This is a genomic window from Mycobacterium sp. SMC-4 (assembly GCF_050205565.1).
GTDB lineage: Bacteria > Actinomycetota > Actinomycetes > Mycobacteriales > Mycobacteriaceae > Mycobacterium.
In genome coordinates this window covers 36,741-52,295 of record NZ_JBNMQU010000014.1, presented here as the reverse complement: position 1 = coordinate 52,295, position 15,555 = coordinate 36,741, and the positions used below count along the sequence as shown (strand labels likewise).

19 protein-coding genes are annotated in these 15,555 nt (G+C 68.7%); 9 read left to right on the top strand and 10 right to left on the bottom strand.

What is annotated here, in order from left to right:
* Positions 1–24 precede the first annotated feature (24 nt).
* From ACQI46_RS22325 to ACQI46_RS22310, 4 genes are read left to right on the top strand one after another with little or no spacing between them, the layout of a single operon-like run.
* Positions 25–753 carry an amino acid ABC transporter ATP-binding protein gene (locus ACQI46_RS22325; protein ID WP_427096358.1) on the top strand — a complete coding sequence of 243 codons (729 nt, stop codon included), beginning with the start codon at positions 25–27 and terminating at the stop codon, positions 751–753.
* 19 nt (positions 754–772) lie between these two features.
* Entirely contained in the window at positions 773–1,606 is an 834-nt protein-coding gene (locus ACQI46_RS22320; protein ID WP_427096234.1) for a glutamate ABC transporter substrate-binding protein, read from the top strand.
* 21 nt (positions 1,607–1,627) lie between these two features.
* Positions 1,628–2,308 carry an amino acid ABC transporter permease gene (locus ACQI46_RS22315; protein WP_427096233.1) on the top strand — a complete coding sequence of 227 codons (681 nt, stop codon included), beginning with the start codon at positions 1,628–1,630 and terminating at the stop codon, positions 2,306–2,308.
* Entirely contained in the window at positions 2,305–3,183 is an 879-nt protein-coding gene (locus ACQI46_RS22310; RefSeq protein ID WP_427096232.1) for an amino acid ABC transporter permease, read from the top strand. The genes ACQI46_RS22315 and ACQI46_RS22310 overlap by 4 nt, the downstream gene beginning before the upstream one ends.
* 21 nt (positions 3,184–3,204) lie before the next feature.
* On the opposite strand, the gene recX is transcribed toward ACQI46_RS22310, so the two are convergent.
* From recX to ACQI46_RS22290, 4 genes are all read right to left on the bottom strand, one after another.
* On the bottom strand, positions 3,205–3,762 hold the full coding sequence (recX, locus tag ACQI46_RS22305; protein ID WP_427096231.1) for a recombination regulator RecX: 558 nt from the start codon (positions 3,760–3,762) through the stop codon (positions 3,205–3,207).
* Positions 3,731–4,777, bottom strand: coding sequence for a recombinase RecA (recA, locus tag ACQI46_RS22300; RefSeq protein WP_427096230.1), 1,047 nt, complete (start codon positions 4,775–4,777; stop codon positions 3,731–3,733). Before recA ends, recX begins: the two co-directional genes overlap by 32 nt.
* Before the next feature lie 153 nt (positions 4,778–4,930).
* Positions 4,931–5,125 (bottom strand): DUF3046 domain-containing protein, encoded by a 195-nt coding sequence (locus ACQI46_RS22295; RefSeq protein ID WP_427096229.1) that lies wholly within the window; start codon positions 5,123–5,125, stop codon positions 4,931–4,933.
* A gap of 9 nt (positions 5,126–5,134) precedes the next feature.
* The gene (locus tag ACQI46_RS22290) at positions 5,135–6,307 is read right to left on the bottom strand and encodes a glycosyltransferase (RefSeq protein WP_427096228.1); all 1,173 of its coding nucleotides are present in this window, start codon (positions 6,305–6,307) and stop codon (positions 5,135–5,137) included.
* A gap of 43 nt (positions 6,308–6,350) precedes the next feature.
* Between ACQI46_RS22290 and ACQI46_RS22285 the strand changes: the two genes are divergently transcribed.
* The gene (locus tag ACQI46_RS22285) at positions 6,351–6,833 is read left to right on the top strand and encodes a limonene-1,2-epoxide hydrolase family protein (RefSeq protein ID WP_427096227.1); all 483 of its coding nucleotides are present in this window, start codon (positions 6,351–6,353) and stop codon (positions 6,831–6,833) included.
* Between the two features lies 1 nt (position 6,834).
* Here ACQI46_RS22285 and pspM read toward each other — a convergent pair whose 3' ends face one another.
* From pspM to pgsA, 5 genes are all read right to left on the bottom strand, one after another.
* On the bottom strand, positions 6,835–7,653 hold the full coding sequence (gene pspM / locus ACQI46_RS22280) for a phage shock envelope stress response protein PspM (protein WP_427096226.1): 819 nt from the start codon (positions 7,651–7,653) through the stop codon (positions 6,835–6,837).
* Positions 7,654–7,672: 19 nt separating this feature from the next.
* Entirely contained in the window at positions 7,673–8,491 is an 819-nt protein-coding gene (gene pspA / locus ACQI46_RS22275; RefSeq protein WP_427096225.1) for a phage shock protein PspA, read from the bottom strand.
* A gap of 108 nt (positions 8,492–8,599) precedes the next feature.
* Positions 8,600–8,935 carry a transcriptional regulator ClgR gene (clgR, locus tag ACQI46_RS22270; protein WP_427096224.1) on the bottom strand — a complete coding sequence of 112 codons (336 nt, stop codon included), beginning with the start codon at positions 8,933–8,935 and terminating at the stop codon, positions 8,600–8,602.
* A 78-nt stretch (positions 8,936–9,013) separates the two neighbouring features.
* Positions 9,014–9,502 carry a CinA family protein gene (locus ACQI46_RS22265; protein ID WP_427096223.1) on the bottom strand — a complete coding sequence of 163 codons (489 nt, stop codon included), beginning with the start codon at positions 9,500–9,502 and terminating at the stop codon, positions 9,014–9,016.
* Positions 9,480–10,076, bottom strand: coding sequence for a CDP-diacylglycerol--glycerol-3-phosphate 3-phosphatidyltransferase (gene pgsA, locus ACQI46_RS22260; protein WP_427096222.1), 597 nt, complete (start codon positions 10,074–10,076; stop codon positions 9,480–9,482). Before pgsA ends, ACQI46_RS22265 begins: the two co-directional genes overlap by 23 nt.
* 78 nt (positions 10,077–10,154) lie before the next feature.
* Here pgsA and ACQI46_RS22255 point away from each other — a divergent pair, with 78 nt between their 5' ends.
* Entirely contained in the window at positions 10,155–10,640 is a 486-nt protein-coding gene (locus ACQI46_RS22255; protein WP_427096357.1) for an amino-acid N-acetyltransferase, read from the top strand.
* Between the two features lie 85 nt (positions 10,641–10,725).
* Here the strand turns inward: ACQI46_RS22255 and ACQI46_RS22250 are convergent, their stop codons facing one another.
* Positions 10,726–13,302 carry a DNA translocase FtsK gene (locus ACQI46_RS22250; RefSeq protein ID WP_427096221.1) on the bottom strand — a complete coding sequence of 859 codons (2,577 nt, stop codon included), beginning with the start codon at positions 13,300–13,302 and terminating at the stop codon, positions 10,726–10,728.
* Between the two features lie 159 nt (positions 13,303–13,461).
* Between ACQI46_RS22250 and ACQI46_RS22245 the strand changes: the two genes are divergently transcribed.
* The 3 genes from ACQI46_RS22245 to ACQI46_RS22235 are packed head-to-tail and all read left to right on the top strand — an operon-like array spanning position 13,462 to position 15,489.
* Complete coding sequence (locus ACQI46_RS22245; protein WP_427096220.1) at positions 13,462–13,776, top strand: putative quinol monooxygenase; 315 nt, start codon at positions 13,462–13,464, stop codon at positions 13,774–13,776.
* An 11-nt stretch (positions 13,777–13,787) separates the two neighbouring features.
* Positions 13,788–14,609, top strand: a complete 822-nt coding sequence (locus tag ACQI46_RS22240; protein ID WP_427096219.1) for a mycofactocin-coupled SDR family oxidoreductase — start codon at positions 13,788–13,790, stop codon at positions 14,607–14,609.
* Positions 14,610–14,616: 7 nt separating this feature from the next.
* Positions 14,617–15,489 carry an SAM-dependent methyltransferase gene (locus ACQI46_RS22235; RefSeq protein ID WP_427096218.1) on the top strand — a complete coding sequence of 291 codons (873 nt, stop codon included), beginning with the start codon at positions 14,617–14,619 and terminating at the stop codon, positions 15,487–15,489.
* Positions 15,490–15,555: the final 66 nt, after the last annotated feature.

Below are 15,555 nucleotides of genomic sequence, written 5' to 3'. Positions count from 1 at the left end.
ATGCAGACGCCTTCGGCCGTGCCGATGATCTCGATGAAGGCGGTCAACAAGCACTTCGGTGCGCTGCACGTGCTCAACGACATCAATCTCGAGGTGGGCAGGGGCCAGGTCGTCGTGGTGCTCGGGCCCTCGGGCTCGGGCAAATCCACGTTGTGCCGCACGATCAACCGGCTCGAGACCATCGACTCGGGCACCATCACCATCGACGGTCAGGTGCTGCCCGAGGAGGGTCGCAAGCTCGCCCAGTTGCGTTCCGATGTCGGCATGGTGTTCCAGTCGTTCAACCTGTTCGCGCACAAGACGATCGTCGACAACGTGATGCTGGCGCCGATGAAGGTGCGCCGCGCGTCGAAGGCGCAGGCGCGCGAGAAGGCGATGGCGCTGCTCGAGCGTGTCGGTGTGGCCAACCAGGCCGACAAGTACCCGGCCCAGTTGTCCGGCGGGCAGCAGCAGCGGGTGGCGATCGCGCGGTCGCTGGCGATGGATCCCAAGGTGATGCTGTTCGACGAGCCGACCAGCGCGCTGGACCCGGAGATGATCAACGAGGTGCTCTCGGTGATGTCGGCGCTGGCCGCCGAGGGCATGACGATGCTCGTGGTCACCCATGAGATGGGCTTCGCGCGGCGCGCCGCCGACCGGGTGGTGTTCATGTCCGACGGGGCCATCGTCGAGGACGCCGAACCCGCACAGTTCTTCGACAATCCGCGGTCCGACCGGGCCAAGGATTTCCTCGGCAAGATCCTGCATCACTGACACGAAAGGACCCGTTGTCATGTCCCGGAAGCCGCGTTCCCCCCGCGTCCTCGCCGCCCTCGCCGTCTGCGCAGTCCTGCCTCTGGCCGCCACCGCGTGCGGTGACGGCGGGGGTGGCGGCGGTGAAGGAGGTGGCGACACCATCGTCATCGGCACCAAGTTCGACCAGCCCGGTCTGGGCATGAAGAACCCCGACGGCACGATGAGCGGGTTCGACGTCGACGTGGCGACCTATGTCGCCGGTGAGCTGGGCTACACACCCGAGCAGATCGAGTGGAAGGAAGCGCCCTCGCCGCAGCGGGAGAACCTGATCCAGAACGGGCAGGTCAGTTTCATCGCCGCCACGTACTCGATCACCGATTCGCGCAAGGAGAAGGTCGACTTCGCGGGGCCGTATCTGCTCACCGGTCAGAGCCTGCTGGTGCGTTCGGACAACAACGACATCACCGGCGCGGCCTCGCTGGAGAACAACAAGGTGCTGTGTTCGGTGTCGGGGTCGACGCCCGCGCAGAAGATCAAGGACGAGTACCAGCGCGTCCAGCTGCAGCAGTACGACACCTATTCGGCGTGCATCGAGGCGCTCAAGAACGGTGCGGTCGACGCGGTGACCACCGACGAGGTCATCCTCGCCGGCTACGCCGCGCAGAGCCCCGGCGCGTTCAAGATCGTCGGTGAGCCGTTCTCCGAGGAGCGCTACGGCATCGGGCTGAAGAAGGACGACGCCGAGATGCGCAGCAAGATCAACGACGCCATCAAGAAGATGGAAGACAGCGGCGCCTGGAAGGAAGCGTTCGACAAGAACCTCGGCCCGGCCGGAATCACCGCGCCGACGCCTCCGCCGCTCGACAACTGACGCCGGGCTCCGGAAGCGCCCGTGGAGGTCTTCACCGAGTACCGCGCGCAGATCTTCGCCGCGTTCGCCACCACGATCGAACTGACGCTGTATTCGGCCGTCGGTGCGTTGATCCTGGGGACCGCGCTCGCGGCGATGCGGCTGGCCCCGGTGCCGATGCTGAACTGGATCGGCACCAGCTATGTCAACATCGTGCGCAACACGCCGTTGACGTTGATCATCCTGTTCTGCTCGTTCGGCCTGGCCCAGACGATGGGCATCACGCTGGCCGACCGGCAGTCGCCGACGTTCATCGCTGACAGCAGCTTCCGGTTGGCGGTGCTCGGGTTCATCGTCTACACCGCGGCATTCGTCTGCGAGACGGTGCGCTCCGGGGTGAACACGGTGCCGTTGGGCCAGGCGGAAGCGGCGCGCGCGCTCGGTCTGACGTTCAGCCAGAATCTCCGGATCATCCTGCTGCCGCAGGCGTTCCGCGCGGTCCTGATTCCGCTCGGCTCGGTGTTGATCGCGCTGACGAAGAACACCACGATCGCCTCGGCCATCGGGGTGGCCGAGGCGGCGCTGCTGATGAAGGAGATGATCGAGAACACCGCCGCCGTGATGGTGGTGGGCGGCATCTTCGCGTTGGGCTTCGTGATCCTCACGCTTCCGATGGGGTTGATCTTCGGGTGGCTGGGCCGACGGCTGGCGGTGGTCCGGTGACGACGTCGACGGTGCTGTTCGACGCCCCGGGACCGCGCGCCCGGCTGCGTAACCGGGTGGTGTCAGCGGTCACCGCGGTGGTGCTGGTCGCGGTGGCATGGCTGGTCTACACCCGGCTGGAGGCCAAGGGGCAGTTGACCGCCGACAAGTGGCGGCCCTTCCTCAGTGCCGACCTGTGGACCACCTACGTGCTGCCGGGTGTGCAGGGCACGTTGACCGCGGCGGCGGTCTCGATCGTGGCGGCCCTGGTGCTGGGTTTCGTGATGGGTGTGGGACGGTTGTCGACCCGGCTCCCGATCCGGTGGTTCTGCGCGGTGTTCGTGGAGTTCTTCCGCGCGGTCCCGGTGCTGATCATGATGATCTTCGCGTACTTCCTGTATGCGTTCTACGACGTGTTCCCGTCGAAGCACCTGGCCCTGGCGGCGGTGATCACCGGGCTGACGTTGTACAACGGCGCGGTGATCGCCGAGATCGTGCGGGCGGGCGTCCACGCGCTGCCGCGAGGTCAGTCCGAAGCGGCCTCGGCGCTGGGTCTGACGTGGGGGCAGACGATGCGCACGGTGCTGTTGCCGCAGGCCATCACGTCGATGCTGCCCGTGCTGATCTCGCAGCTGGTGGTGGTTCTGAAAGACACCGCGCTGGGTTACCAGATCACGTTCGTGGAGATGGTGCGTCAGGGCACCGTGGTCGGCTCCTCGTACGGCAACTACATTCCGGCGCTGATGGTGATCGCGGTGCTGATGATCACCGTGAACTTCGCCCTGTCGTGGTTTGCGACCTGGCTGGAACGACGGCTGCGGCGCGCCCGTCGCGGACCGGCGCCGATGGAGGCCGAACCGCTCGAACTGCAGGCCGACCGGAGCCGCGGCGTCTGAGTGAGGCGACGCCGCGTCCTGTCAGACCCGGCGTCGCTCCCGCTCGTTGGCCAGCTCCGCGACCACCACGTCGACGGCCAGTGACTGGCTGTAGCCGCGGCGGGCCAGCATCCCGACCAGTCGCCGGGTCACCTTGTTCTGCGCGTCCCGGTCGTCGGGATCGCCGAGTTTCTCGCGGCGCAGCTTGTCGCGGACCAACTGCTCGGCTCGGGTGCGCTCGGCGCCCGCGTCGATGTCGGCCAGCGCCGCGTCGATGACCTCGTTGCCGACGCCCTTCTTGCGAAGTTCAGCAGCCAACGCGCGCTTACCCTTTCCGGCATGCGTACGCCGGGACCGCACCCACTGCTCGGCGAAGTCCTCGTCATCGATGAGCCCGACCTCGGTGAGGCGGTCGAGCACCGTCGCGATGATGTCGTCCGGGAAGCCACGTTTGGCCAGCTGCTCTTCCAGCTCGGCGCGGGTACGCGCTCGGGCGCTGAGCAGGCGCAGGCACACGGCCCGCGCCTGCTCGGCACGCCTGGCGGGGTCCTGCGGCGACTCCGCGGAACTAGAAGTCGACGGGAGCGGGAAGGACGTCATCGTCGGCCGTCACGACAGCACCGATACCGAGCTTCTCTTTGATCTTCTTCTCGATCTCGTTGGCCACGTCGACGTTCTCCAGCAGGAATTTGCGGGCGTTCTCCTTGCCCTGGCCCAGCTGTTCACCCTCATAGGTGAACCAGGAACCGGACTTGCGGATGAAGCCGTGCTCCACGCCCATGTCGATCAGCGAGCCTTCCTTGCTGATGCCGCGGCCGTAGAGGATGTCGAACTCGGCCTGCTTGAAGGGGGGCGCCACCTTGTTCTTGACGATCTTGGCCCGGGTGCGGTTGCCGACCGCGTCGGTGCCGTCCTTGAGGGTCTCGATCCGCCGGACGTCGATCCGCACCGAGGCGTAGAACTTCAACGCCTTGCCGCCCGTGGTGGTTTCGGGACTCCCGAACATCACGCCGATCTTCTCGCGCAGCTGGTTGATGAAGATTGCGGTGGTGCCCGAGTTGTTCAGCGCACCGGTCATCTTGCGCAGCGCCTGGCTCATCAGGCGGGCCTGCAGACCCACGTGGCTGTCCCCCATCTCGCCCTCGATCTCGGCGCGCGGCACCAGCGCTGCCACCGAGTCGATGACCAGGATGTCGAGCGCGCCGGAACGGATCAGCATGTCGGCGATCTCGAGGGCCTGCTCACCGGTGTCGGGCTGGGAGACCAGCAGTGCGTCGGTGTCCACGCCGAGCTTCTGGGCGTAATCGGGGTCCAGCGCGTGCTCGGCGTCGATGAACGCGGCGATGCCGCCGGCGGCCTGGGCGTTGGCCACCGCGTGCAGGGCGACGGTGGTCTTACCCGAGGATTCCGGGCCATAGATCTCGATGACGCGGCCGCGGGGCAGCCCGCCGATGCCGAGTGCGACGTCGAGGGAGATGGACCCGGTGGGGATGACCGAGATCGGCGTGCGCACATCGTCGCCGAGCCGCATCACCGACCCCTTGCCGAAGTTCTTGTCGATCTGCGCGAGGGCCAGCTCCAGAGCCTTCTCGCGATCAGGGGCCTGTGGCGCCATGGTGATACCTCTTCCGGTAGTCGTTGGTGACCGGTTCTCGGTCGGTTAGCCGCGACGCTAGATCAGGCCACCGACAAGTCTCTCCCGCCGAACTCCACCCACAGTAGACGAACAGGTGTTCGATTCAAGTGGACACGCCGAAAGCAGACGCACTCACCACTGATCGCGCGGCACGTCGAAGTCCGCGCACAACGCCCGCCACACCTGGCGCGGCTCGACCCCGTCCTCGATGGCCTGGGCCGCCGTCCGCCCGCCGAGACTGGTCAACACGTGGTCCACCAGCATCGACGACGCCCGTACCGCGCCGAACTGCCCCTCCACCAGCTCGTGGAATTCCGTCAGCCGCACACGCCCAAACTACGCGGACCCCGTCAGGGCGTCATGGCACACCCGTACCGGATCGGCGACGTCGGCGACAGTCGCCCCGGCCCGCCGCGCGGCGTCCCGGTAGCCCGGAGCGCCCAGCACCTCACGCACCGCCACCGCCAGCGCCTCGCCACTCAACGGTCGGACCAGCTGCGCACTGCCTTGGCGCACAACACGATTGGCGATCTCCCATTGGTCGCCACCACCGGGTACGACGACCATCGGCACGCCCGCCAGCAGTGCTTTCGCCACCGTGCCGTGCCCCCCGCCGCAGATCAGCAGATCGGCCGCGGCCAACAGTTCGTCCTGGCGTCCGAGCCCGACCACCGCCCAGGGCGGCACCTCGCCTTCGGGGCCGTCGAGCTGCGAGACCACCACCCGCGACCCGGCCGGCAGCACCTCGCCGGGCACCAGCGTGCGCAGCGCCACCTCCCCCAGCCCCTCGGCTCCGGTGGTCGCGGTCGACGGTGCGACCACCACCACCGGACCGTCACCGGGCGGCAGGTCGAGCACCACGGTGGTGGGCTCGAAGTGCAGCGGGCCCACCACGACGGCTTCGGCCGGCCAATCCGGACGCGGCACCTCCAGGGCGGGCAGGGTGGCGATCAGGCGGCGCAGCGGTCCCGGGTCCTCGGCGGGAAGACCGATACCCGCGCGGGCCTCGGCCCGCTGCCGCAGCCCCGCGCGCCAGGACCGGGCGCTCAGAGCGCGCAGCACCGCGTCGCGCAGCCGCCCGCGTATCCCGGTGCCCGGCGCCAGCCCGCTGCCCACCGGCGGCAGGCCCTTCGACGGCCGGTACAGCGGATGGGTGTTGAGCTCCACCCACGGCAGACCGAGCAGTTCGGCGGCCAATCCACCGCACACCGTGATCGAGTCGGACACCACCAGATCGGGACGCAGCGCCGCGATGACGTCGCGATTGAGCACCGCCATCCGGGCGGCACGGCGGTGGATCTTCGCGCCGGCGTCGGCGTCGTCGTCGACCGCGGTCGGGTCCAGCCCGGCGAGTTCCACCGCGTCCACGCCGTGTGCGCGGGCCGGCTCGAGCCACCGGGTGCCGGTGAGCAGCGTCGGGGTGTCGCCGGCAGCGGCAAAGCGCAGACACAGTGCGATGGCCGGGAATGCGTGTCCGGGATCAGGACCCGCCACGACGGCAACACGCATGCGGGCTACCCTGCCACAGCCTCCGGGGCTAGGCTCGGGCGATATGACCGATCAGGCTCCGAACACGCCGGCAGCACCCACCACGCCACCGGCCGCATCCACCACGCCGACGGTGCCCGACAACGCCGACATCGTGCAGTCGTTCCTGTTCGCCCTCGCCGACTCGGACCTCGACACCGTCGAGTCGCTGGCCGCGCCGGAACTGCTGTGGCAGAACGTCGGCCTGCCCTCGCTGCGCGGGCGCGACCGAATCATGAAGCTGCTCCGCCGGTCCGAGGACCGGATGGGGTTCGCGGTGAAGTTCCACAGCATCGCCGCCGAGGGTGACACGGTGCTCACCGAGCGCACCGACGCGATCATCTTCGGGCCGCTGCGGCTGCAGTTCTGGGTGTGCGGTCGCTTCGAGATCCGCAACGGTCAGATCACGCTGTGGCGCGATTATTTCGACGCCGTGGACTGCATGGTCAAGGCGCCGTTGCGGGCACTGGTCGGGTTGGTCGTCCCGTCGCTGCGCCCCACCTTCTGAGCTAAGCGCCGCGCAGCCGGCCCAGTTCGTCGAACGCCTGCGCCCACCCGCTGAGCCGGTCGGTGGCCGAGGACAGTTGCTCCCGGTAGCGGCGCTGCGACATCGGCGAGCTCGACAACGCGCCGGAGTTGGTCGCCGAGACCAGTTGCGCTGCGGCACAGACCATTTCGTCGTACTGGCGGGCGCCGCGCTCGAGCTGGGCGGAGAACGCCGCGATGGTCGGAGTCAGGTGCGGACGTGATTGCGGGGCGGCCTTGACCGTGCGCTCCATCGAGGTCACCTCGGCGGCCGTGGCGGCCATCGTCGCGGCGGTCTGCTCGGCGGCCACCCGGATCTCCCGGAGTTCGTCGGCGGGCAGCATATGCCCGCGCTCGAGCACGCCCAGCAGCGAGTACAACCCACGTTCGGAGGCCGCCAGCGACGTCATCGGCTGCCGCGCCGCCGAACCCCACGGCGGAAGTCGACGCGCGGTGCGGGTGCGTGGCGGCGGCAGCGGCTCACCGCGCAGCCAGCGGTAGCGCAGGAACGCCAGCGTGGACAGGAACGCCGCGCCGACGGCGATCGGCGACGGGATGAACAGCGCCCACACCGGCGTGCTCCACGCCGCGAGCAACGCCGTCACACCAATCCAGAACACCGCGGACAACGCGAGGAACACACCCAGCCGCAACGCCCAGCGTCGTTTACGCAGCATCTTGGCGCGCGGATCGGCCGCGGCGCTGAGTTTGTCGGCCACGAGCTCGGACCATTCCGCGGCGGTGTCGATCCCGCGCTGGGCCAACGATCGCCCACGACGCTGCTTGCCGATGTGTGTAGCCACGGTTGGAATCCTGTGAAAGTTATTGCGACAGCGGGTTTTCCGGTGTCGGGTTCGGGTTGGCCGCCGGGGTGGCCGGGGTCTGGTCGGGGGTGGCGGTTCCACCGGTGGGCAGCTGTTCGCCGCGCATGGACGCCCGGATCTGCTCGAGCCGCGAATGGCCGGCCATCTGCACACTGGCCTGCTGCACTTCCATCATCCGGCCCTGCACGGAGTTCTGCGCCAGCTCGGCCGACCCCATCGCGTTGGCGTAGCGCCGCTCGATCTTGTCGCGGATCTCGTCGAGGTTCGGCGTGTTGCCCGGCGCGGCGATCTCGGTCATCGAGCGCAGCGAGGCGCTGACCTGTTCCTGCATCTTGGCCTGCTCGAGCTGGGAGAGCAGCTTGGTGCGCTCGGCGATCTTCTGCTGCAGGACCATCGCGTTCTGCTCGACGGCCTTCTTGGCCTGCGACGCGGCCTGCAGCGCCTGGTCGTGCAGCGTCTTGAGGTCTTCGACGCTCTGCTCGGCGGTCACCAGCTGCGCGGCGAACGCCTCGGCCGCGTTGTTGTACTCGGTGGCCTTGTTGGCATCGCCGTTGGCCACGGCCTGATCGGCGAGCGTGAGCGCCTGCCGGACGTTGGCCTGCAGCTTCTCGATGTCGGCGAGCTGGCGGTTCAGTTTCATCTCGAGCTGCCGCTGGTTTCCGATGACCGAGGCCGCCTGCTGGGTGAGCGCCTGATGCTGTCGCTGCGCCTCCTCGATGGCCTGCTGGATCTGCACCTTCGGATCGGCGTATTCGTCGACCTTGGAGCTGAACAGCGCCATGAGGTACTTCCACGCCTTGACGAACGGATTGGCCATGAGTTCATTCCGCCTTCGTATGTCGAACGCTCAGCCGGGCTGGGCACGTGCAATGCCCCCAACTTATCTGTTGCGAGCAGCTCACCGCACCCCTGCTGGGTGCACGGGTCACGCCACCGCCATCGAGGAAACCTGCGGAATGACGACCTTGGTGGCGGCGTCGATACGTGTCGCGCCGGCTTCCTCGCGCGTCAGCTCCGCACGCGACTCCTCGACGGCCATCTCGTCACCGGCCGCGCTGAGGACCCGCGACAGCGGCACCGAGAGCGCTCCGCAGATCGCGCTGAGCAGCTCGCTCGATGCTTCCTTGCGTCCGCGCTCGACCTCGGAGAGATATCCGAGGCTCACTCGCGCCGAATCCGACACTTCCCGCAATGTGCGTCCCTGCTCGACTCGGGCGCGCCGCAGCACGTCGCCGATCACTTCGCGCAGCAATACCCCCATCGCGCACTCCTGTCTGCTAGGTCGGTGTCCTTACCAGAGCCAACGCGCCACAGCGCCGGGATGGTTCCCGGATCGTCGTCACGGATGCGAAAGTGCGGCATGTAACACGTCCACGGCCGCGTGGACGGTGGCGAGCCGGATGTCCCAGCGGCTGCCGTGCAGCTGCAACTGCTCGACGGTGGTGGCCACCGGTCCGGCGACGCCGACGAAGACAGTGCCGACCGGATGTCCGCCGTGCGGCTCGGGTCCGGCGACCCCGGTGACGCCGACGCCCCAGGTGGCGCCGCAGCGTCGCCTCGCACCGACGGCCAGGGCCCGCGCGGTCGGTTCGGCCACCGGACCGGCTGCGTCGAGCACGCCGGCGGGCACTCCGGCCAAGGCTGCTTTGGTGTCCACGGTGTAGGTCACCAGGCCGCCGCGCAGGACGGCGCTGGCGCCGGGCACCCCGGCCAACGTGGCGGCCAGCAGCCCCGCGGTGAGGGATTCGGCGGTCGCGACCGTCTCGCGTCGCACCGTCAGGTCGGCGACCAGGGCGCGCACGTCGTCAGTGAGCAGCGGATCGTCCACGCGCATCCCGCCATGCCGAGACGAAGTAGTCCACCCCGGTGAGCACGGTGAGCACCACCGCGACGAGCATGATGACCCACGCGACGGTCAGCCACGCGCCGGCGAGCGGCAGGATGAACAGCCCGATCGCGACGCCTTGGACGAGGGTCTTGAGCTTGCCGCCGCGACTGGCCGGGATGACACCGCGGCGCAACACCGCGAAGCGCAGAGCGGTCACCCCGAGTTCGCGGACCAGGATGACGATGGTCACCCACCACGGCAGGTCGCCGAGCATCGACAGGCCGATCAGCGCGGCGCCGATGAGCGCCTTGTCGGCCAGTGGATCGGCCAGCGTGCCGAACTCGGTGACCATGCCGTAGCTGCGCGCCAGCGCGCCGTCGAGGTGGTCGGTGATGACCGCCGTCACGAACACGACGAATGCGGTTATCCGCCAGACGGTTTCGTGTCCGTCGCCGGCGAACAGCGCGAGGAGGAAGACCGGGACGAGGATGAAACGCACCCCGGTGAGGGCGTTGGCGAGGTTGGCCACCCGAGCGCGCGGGACCACAGGATCGGTATGTGGTTGGCCCGGCACCGACACAGAATACTGGTTGCTCGAACCGATACCCTTCGGTGTGTGAGCGCAGCTGGGGACGCAACCGTCGACGGCGTCGTGGTGCGGCGCGCCCGCACCTCCGATGTGCCCGCCATCAAGGCGCTGGTCGACATCTACGCCGGCAAGATCCTGCTCGAGAAGAACCTGGTGACGCTGTACGAATCGGTGCAGGAGTTCTGGGTCGCCGAGGACGCCGGCGAGGTGATCGGCTGTGGCGCGTTGCACGTGTTGTGGTCCGATCTGGGCGAGGTGCGCACGGTGGCGGTGCATCCGAAGGTGCGGGGCCGCGGGGTCGGCCACCGCATCGTCCGGCAGCTGCTGGCCGTGGCGACCGAACTGCACCTGCAGCGGATCTTCGTGCTGACCTTCGAGGTCGAGTTCTTCAGCCGCCACGGCTTCACCGAGATCGACGGCACGCCGGTGACCGCCGAGGTGTACGAGGAGATGTGCCGCTCGTATGACACCGGCGTCGCGGAGTTCCTGGACCTGTCCTATGTGAAGCCGAACATCCTGGGCAACACCCGGATGCTGTTGACCCTCTGACAGTGCCCCTCTAACCGCCGAAATTGCATTCCACGCGCGTCAACAGCGGGTTCTGCGCGCGCTGGAAGCAATTTCGGCGTCAGTACTAGAAGTCCGGCTCGTCGTCCGAGGCTCCGTTGGCGTCGCTGCCGCCGCGGATCAGCGCCAGCGTGCCGGCCAGCTCGTCGGGCTTGACGAGCACCTCGCGCGCCTTCGACCCCTCCGACGGCCCGACGATCCCGCGGGTCTCCATCAGGTCCATCAGGCGGCCCGCCTTGGCGAAGCCGACGCGCAGCTTGCGCTGCAGCATCGACGTGGAGCCGAACTGCGAGGACACCACCAGCTCGACGGCCTGCAGGAACACGTCCATGTCGTCGCCGATGTCGGGGTCGACGTCCTTGCGCTCCCCCGCCTTGACGGCGGTGACGCCCTCGACGAACTCGGGCTCGGCCTGATCCTTGGTGGCGCTGACGACGGCCTGGATCTCCTCGTCGGTGATGAACGCGCCCTGCAGTCGGATCGGCTTGCCCGCGCCCATCGGGAGGAACAGGCCGTCGCCCATGCCGATGAGCTTCTCTGCGCCCGGCTGGTCGAGGATGACGCGGCTGTCGGTCAGCGACGACGTCGCGAACGCCAGCCGTGACGGCACGTTGGTCTTGATCAGACCGGTCACGACGTCCACCGAGGGCCGCTGGGTGGCCAGCACCAGGTGGATACCGGCCGCGCGGGCCTTCTGCGTGATGCGCACGATCGCGTCCTCGACGTCTCGCGGTGCGGTCATCATCAGGTCGGCGAGCTCGTCGACGATCGCGAGGATGTAGGGGTAGGGCTTGTACTCGCGCTGGCTGCCCAGAGGTGCGGTGATCTCGCCGCTGCGGACCTTCTCGTTGAACACGTCGATGTGCCGCACCCGCGAGGCCTGCATGTCCTGGTAGCGCTGCTCCATCTCCTCGACCAGCCAGGCCAGCGCGGCGGCCGCCTTCTTGGGCTCGGTGATGATCGGTGTGATCAGGTGCGGGATGCCCTCGTAGGGCGTGAGCTCCACCATCTTCGGGTCGATCAGGATCATCCTGACCTCGTCGGGGGTGGCGCGCGCCAGCAGCGACACCAGCATCGAGTTGACGAAGCTGGACTTACCCGAACCGGTCGAGCCGGCCACCAGCAGGTGCGGCATCTTGGCGAGGTTGGCCGAGATGAAGTCGCCCTCGATGTCCTTGCCGAGCCCGATCACCAGCGGATGGTGGTCGCGCCGGGTCGACGGCGCGGTCAGCACGTCGGCCAGGCGCACCATCTCCCGGTCGGTGTTGGGCACCTCGATGCCGACCGCGGACTTGCCCGGGATGGGCGCGAGCATGCGGACGCTCTCGGTGGCCACGGCGTAGGCGATGTTGCGGTGCAGTGCGGTGATCTTCTCGACCTTCACACCGGGTCCCAGCTCGACCTCGTAGCGGGTCACCGTCGGGCCGCGGGTGCAGCCGGTCACGGCGGCGTCGACCTTGAACTGCTGCAGCACGGAGGTGATGGCGTCGGTCATCGCCTGGTTCGCCGACGTCAGCCGCTTGGGCGGCTCCCCCGCGATGAGCAGTTCCAGTGACGGCAGGGTGTACGGACCGTCGACGACGCGGTCGAGCGACAGCTCCGGCTCTTTCGGCTGTTCTTTCGGCTGCTCTTTCAGCGGCTTCTTGCGGGTGCGCGGCGCCGGCGCCTCGGTGACCGGCGCCGGAACCTCCTCGTCGAGCGGATAGTTGTCCATCGGCGAACCCGCGGGTGCCGGCAGCGGAACGGTCGGCTGGGTGGCCGTCGGCCACGACTGCTCGCCGTCGCGCGGATCCTCGTCGTAGTAGCCGTCGGAGAAGTCCTCGGCGGGCTCGGCGGCGCGGTCGTCGGCGTCGTCGTAGTCGTCGTCCGCGTACTCGTCGTAGTCGTCATACTCACCGCGCCACCGCGTGGTGAACATGTCGCGCAACGTCTCAGGCACTTCCCGGATCGTCGTGCCGGTCACCAGCAGCAGGCCGAACACCGCGGCCATGACCAACAACGGGGCGGCGATCCACGGGGTCAGCCCGTCGGCGAGCGGGCCACCGATCGCGAAACCGAGGAACCCGGCGGCGTGTTCACGGGCCTGCGGTTCCAGCGGCGCACCGGCCCACAGGTGCCACAGACCCAGTACCGGGAGCCCGATCATGCCGGCGCCGAGGATCAGGCGCGGGCGGGTCTCGGGGTCCGGTTCCGAACGCATCAACACCACACCCAGCACGGCCAGCACGACCGGGACGAGGACGACCGCCGCGCCGATCAGGACCCGGATCGACGAGTCGATCCACGCACCGACGGGGCGGGCGGCGTCGTACCAGGAACCCGCCGCGACCACCACGGCAAGGCCCAGCAGGGCCAGGGCCAGCCCGTCGCGCCGGTGGCCGGGCTCCAGATCGCGTGCGCGCCCCACCGAACGGGCCGTGCTGCCCACGCCGCGGGCGAGCATCAACCAGCCGGCGCGGATGCCGCGACCGACGGCCGTCCCGGCGGCCGAGACCACCGACGGGTTCCGGCGCGCCGGTTTGCGGCGCGACGGCGCGGCCGCCCGTGCCGGACGGCTGGGTCGGCTCGCTGCGCCTTTGCCCCGGGAGGTGGCCTTTGACCTGGTCGGACGGGCTGACGAGCGGGCCGCGGTCTTACTGGGCATGCCTGTCAGCCTAGTCGCAACCACCTCATCCGCACCATCAGCCACACTAGTCACAAAAGGGTGTCAGGCCGGTGTCGGAACGACGACGCTGTCGGCGGCGGACAGTACCGTGTGATTCGTTCACTCACGTCCGCCGGTCCAGCCAGTCGAGGAGCCGCCATGCCCGTCGTCGTCATCGCCACCATGAAGGCCAAGGCCGAGTCCGTCGACCTGGTCCGCGACGCCTGCAAACAGGCCATCGAGGCCGTGCACGACGAGCCGGGCTGCCAGCTCTACGCGCTGCACGAGGCCGACGGCACGTTCGTCTTCGTCGAGCAGTGGGCCGACGCCGACGCGCTGCAGACCCACAGCACCGCACCGGCGATCGGGAAACTGTTCGGCGCCGTCGGCGAGCACCTCGACGGCGCTCCCGACGTCAAGATGCTGCAACCGGTGGTGACCGGCGATCCCGCCAAGGGTCAGCTGCGGCCGTAGGCTGCTCCTCCATGGGTGAGCTCACTGGCAAAGTCGCATTCATCACCGGCGCCGCGCGCGGGCAGGGCCGGGCGCACGCGGTGAAGTTGGCCGCCGCCGGCGCCGACATCATCGCGCTGGACCTCTGCGCGCAGATCGACTCGGTGCCCTATCCGTTGGCCACGCCCGACGATCTCGCCGAGACCGTGAAGCTGGTCGAGGACACCGGGGCGCGCATCGTCGCGCACCACGCCGACGTCCGCGACCGCGACGCCGTCAAAGCCGTGCTGCGCGACGGGACCGCCCAGCTGGGCGACCGCCTCGACATCGTCATCGCCAACGCCGGCATCGCCCCCATGGCCGCCCACGACGCGTGGCAGGACGTGATCGACGTCAACCTCACCGGCGTCTACAACACCGTCGACGTGGCGATGAAGCCGATGATCAAGTTCGGCAACGGCGGTGCGATCGTGCTGACCAGCTCGGTGGCCGGGCTGGTCGGGCTGGGCTCCCCGATCGCAGGCTCGGTGGGCTATGTCGCCGCCAAGCACGGCATCGTCGGGCTCATGCGGCTGTACGCGAACTTCCTTGCGCCGCATAGCATTCGGGTCAACTCGGTCCATCCGGCCGGCGTCGACACCCCGATGATCGACAACGAGTTCACCCGCGCCTGGCTCGAAGGCGCAGCCCGGGATCAGCAGATGGGCGGCCCCGACATGGGCAACCCGATGCCGGTGCAGACCCTCGACGCCGAGGACATCGCCAACGCGGTGTTCTGGCTGGTCTCCGACGCGGCCCGATACGTCACCGGCGTCGCGCTGCCGGTCGACGCAGGGTTCGTGAACAAACTTTGAACCGGTCATGACGCGTCCAGACCCGGCAGCCCGGACGGCGGTGGGGCCGATGACCCTGGCGGCGATCGAACACCACGAACCCCCGGACCGCCGCCTGGTCGACGACGACCTCGCGGAGTCGTTCCTGCCGGCCCGCGCCCGCCTGATGGTGCGTCTGACCCGTACCGCCTGGATGCGCAGGGCCGTGTACTCGACCGTCGAACGCACCGCGCCGGGAGTCTGGACCAGCATCGCCTGCCGCAAGCGCTACATCGACGAACGCCTCTCGGACCCGTTGAACGAGACCGACGCGGTGATCGTGCTCGGCTCCGGTCTGGACACCCGCGGCTGCCGCATCGCCCGGCACGGCGATCTGCCCGTCTACGAAATCGATCGACCCGAGGCCATCGACCACAAGCGGGTGGTCCTGCAACGGGTCGCCGGTGAGGTCCTGCCGTCCGTCCATCTGGTCGGCCTGGACTTCGCGACCGGGAATCTGATGAGCGCGCTACAGTCACACGGTTTCCGGGACGACCGGCGCGCCTTCGTCATCTGGGAGGGCGTCACCCAGTACCTGAGCGCCGACACGGTCGCCGACACCCTGGCAGCGTTGGGCAACCTGGCCCCGGGCAGCCGCCTGGTGTTCTCCTACATCCGCCAGGACTTCATCGACGGGGTCAACCTCTACGGCGCCGACGCGCTGTACCGCCGGTTCCGGCAGCGCAGCCGACTGTGGCAGTCCGGCATGGTGCCCGAACAGGTCGCCGAGATGCTCGCCGAGCACGGTTGGCGCCTGGTCGAACAGGTCGGCCCCGGCTATTACCGCGACACCTACATCCGCCCCACCGGACGCGACCTGACCGCCTCGCCGATCGAATGGATGGCGCTCGCCGAACGCTGAGTTGTTCCAGTCAGCCGTTTGACCTGTCGGTTGCGGGGATGAGCGTAGGCTTTGACACGGACCGGT

Coding starts and splice junctions, on each gene's coding strand:
- ACQI46_RS22325 (WP_427096358.1), top strand. CDS start 25: ATGATCTCGATGAAGGCGGTCAACAAGCACTTCGGTGCGCTGCACGTG.
- ACQI46_RS22320 (WP_427096234.1), top strand. CDS start 773: ATGTCCCGGAAGCCGCGTTCCCCCCGCGTCCTCGCCGCCCTCGCCGTC.
- recX (WP_427096231.1), bottom strand. CDS start 3,762: ATGACGTCCTTCCCGCTCCCGTCGACTTCTAGTTCCGCGGAGTCGCCG.
- recA (WP_427096230.1), bottom strand. CDS start 4,777: ATGGCGCCACAGGCCCCTGATCGCGAGAAGGCTCTGGAGCTGGCCCTC.
- ACQI46_RS22290 (WP_427096228.1), bottom strand. CDS start 6,307: ATGCGTGTTGCCGTCGTGGCGGGTCCTGATCCCGGACACGCATTCCCG.
- ACQI46_RS22285 (WP_427096227.1), top strand. CDS start 6,351: ATGACCGATCAGGCTCCGAACACGCCGGCAGCACCCACCACGCCACCG.
- pspA (WP_427096225.1), bottom strand. CDS start 8,491: ATGGCCAATCCGTTCGTCAAGGCGTGGAAGTACCTCATGGCGCTGTTC.
- clgR (WP_427096224.1), bottom strand. CDS start 8,935: ATGGGGGTATTGCTGCGCGAAGTGATCGGCGACGTGCTGCGGCGCGCC.
- ACQI46_RS22250 (WP_427096221.1), bottom strand. CDS start 13,302: ATGCCCAGTAAGACCGCGGCCCGCTCGTCAGCCCGTCCGACCAGGTCA.
- ACQI46_RS22245 (WP_427096220.1), top strand. CDS start 13,462: ATGCCCGTCGTCGTCATCGCCACCATGAAGGCCAAGGCCGAGTCCGTC.
- ACQI46_RS22240 (WP_427096219.1), top strand. CDS start 13,788: ATGGGTGAGCTCACTGGCAAAGTCGCATTCATCACCGGCGCCGCGCGC.
- ACQI46_RS22235 (WP_427096218.1), top strand. CDS start 14,617: ATGACGCGTCCAGACCCGGCAGCCCGGACGGCGGTGGGGCCGATGACC.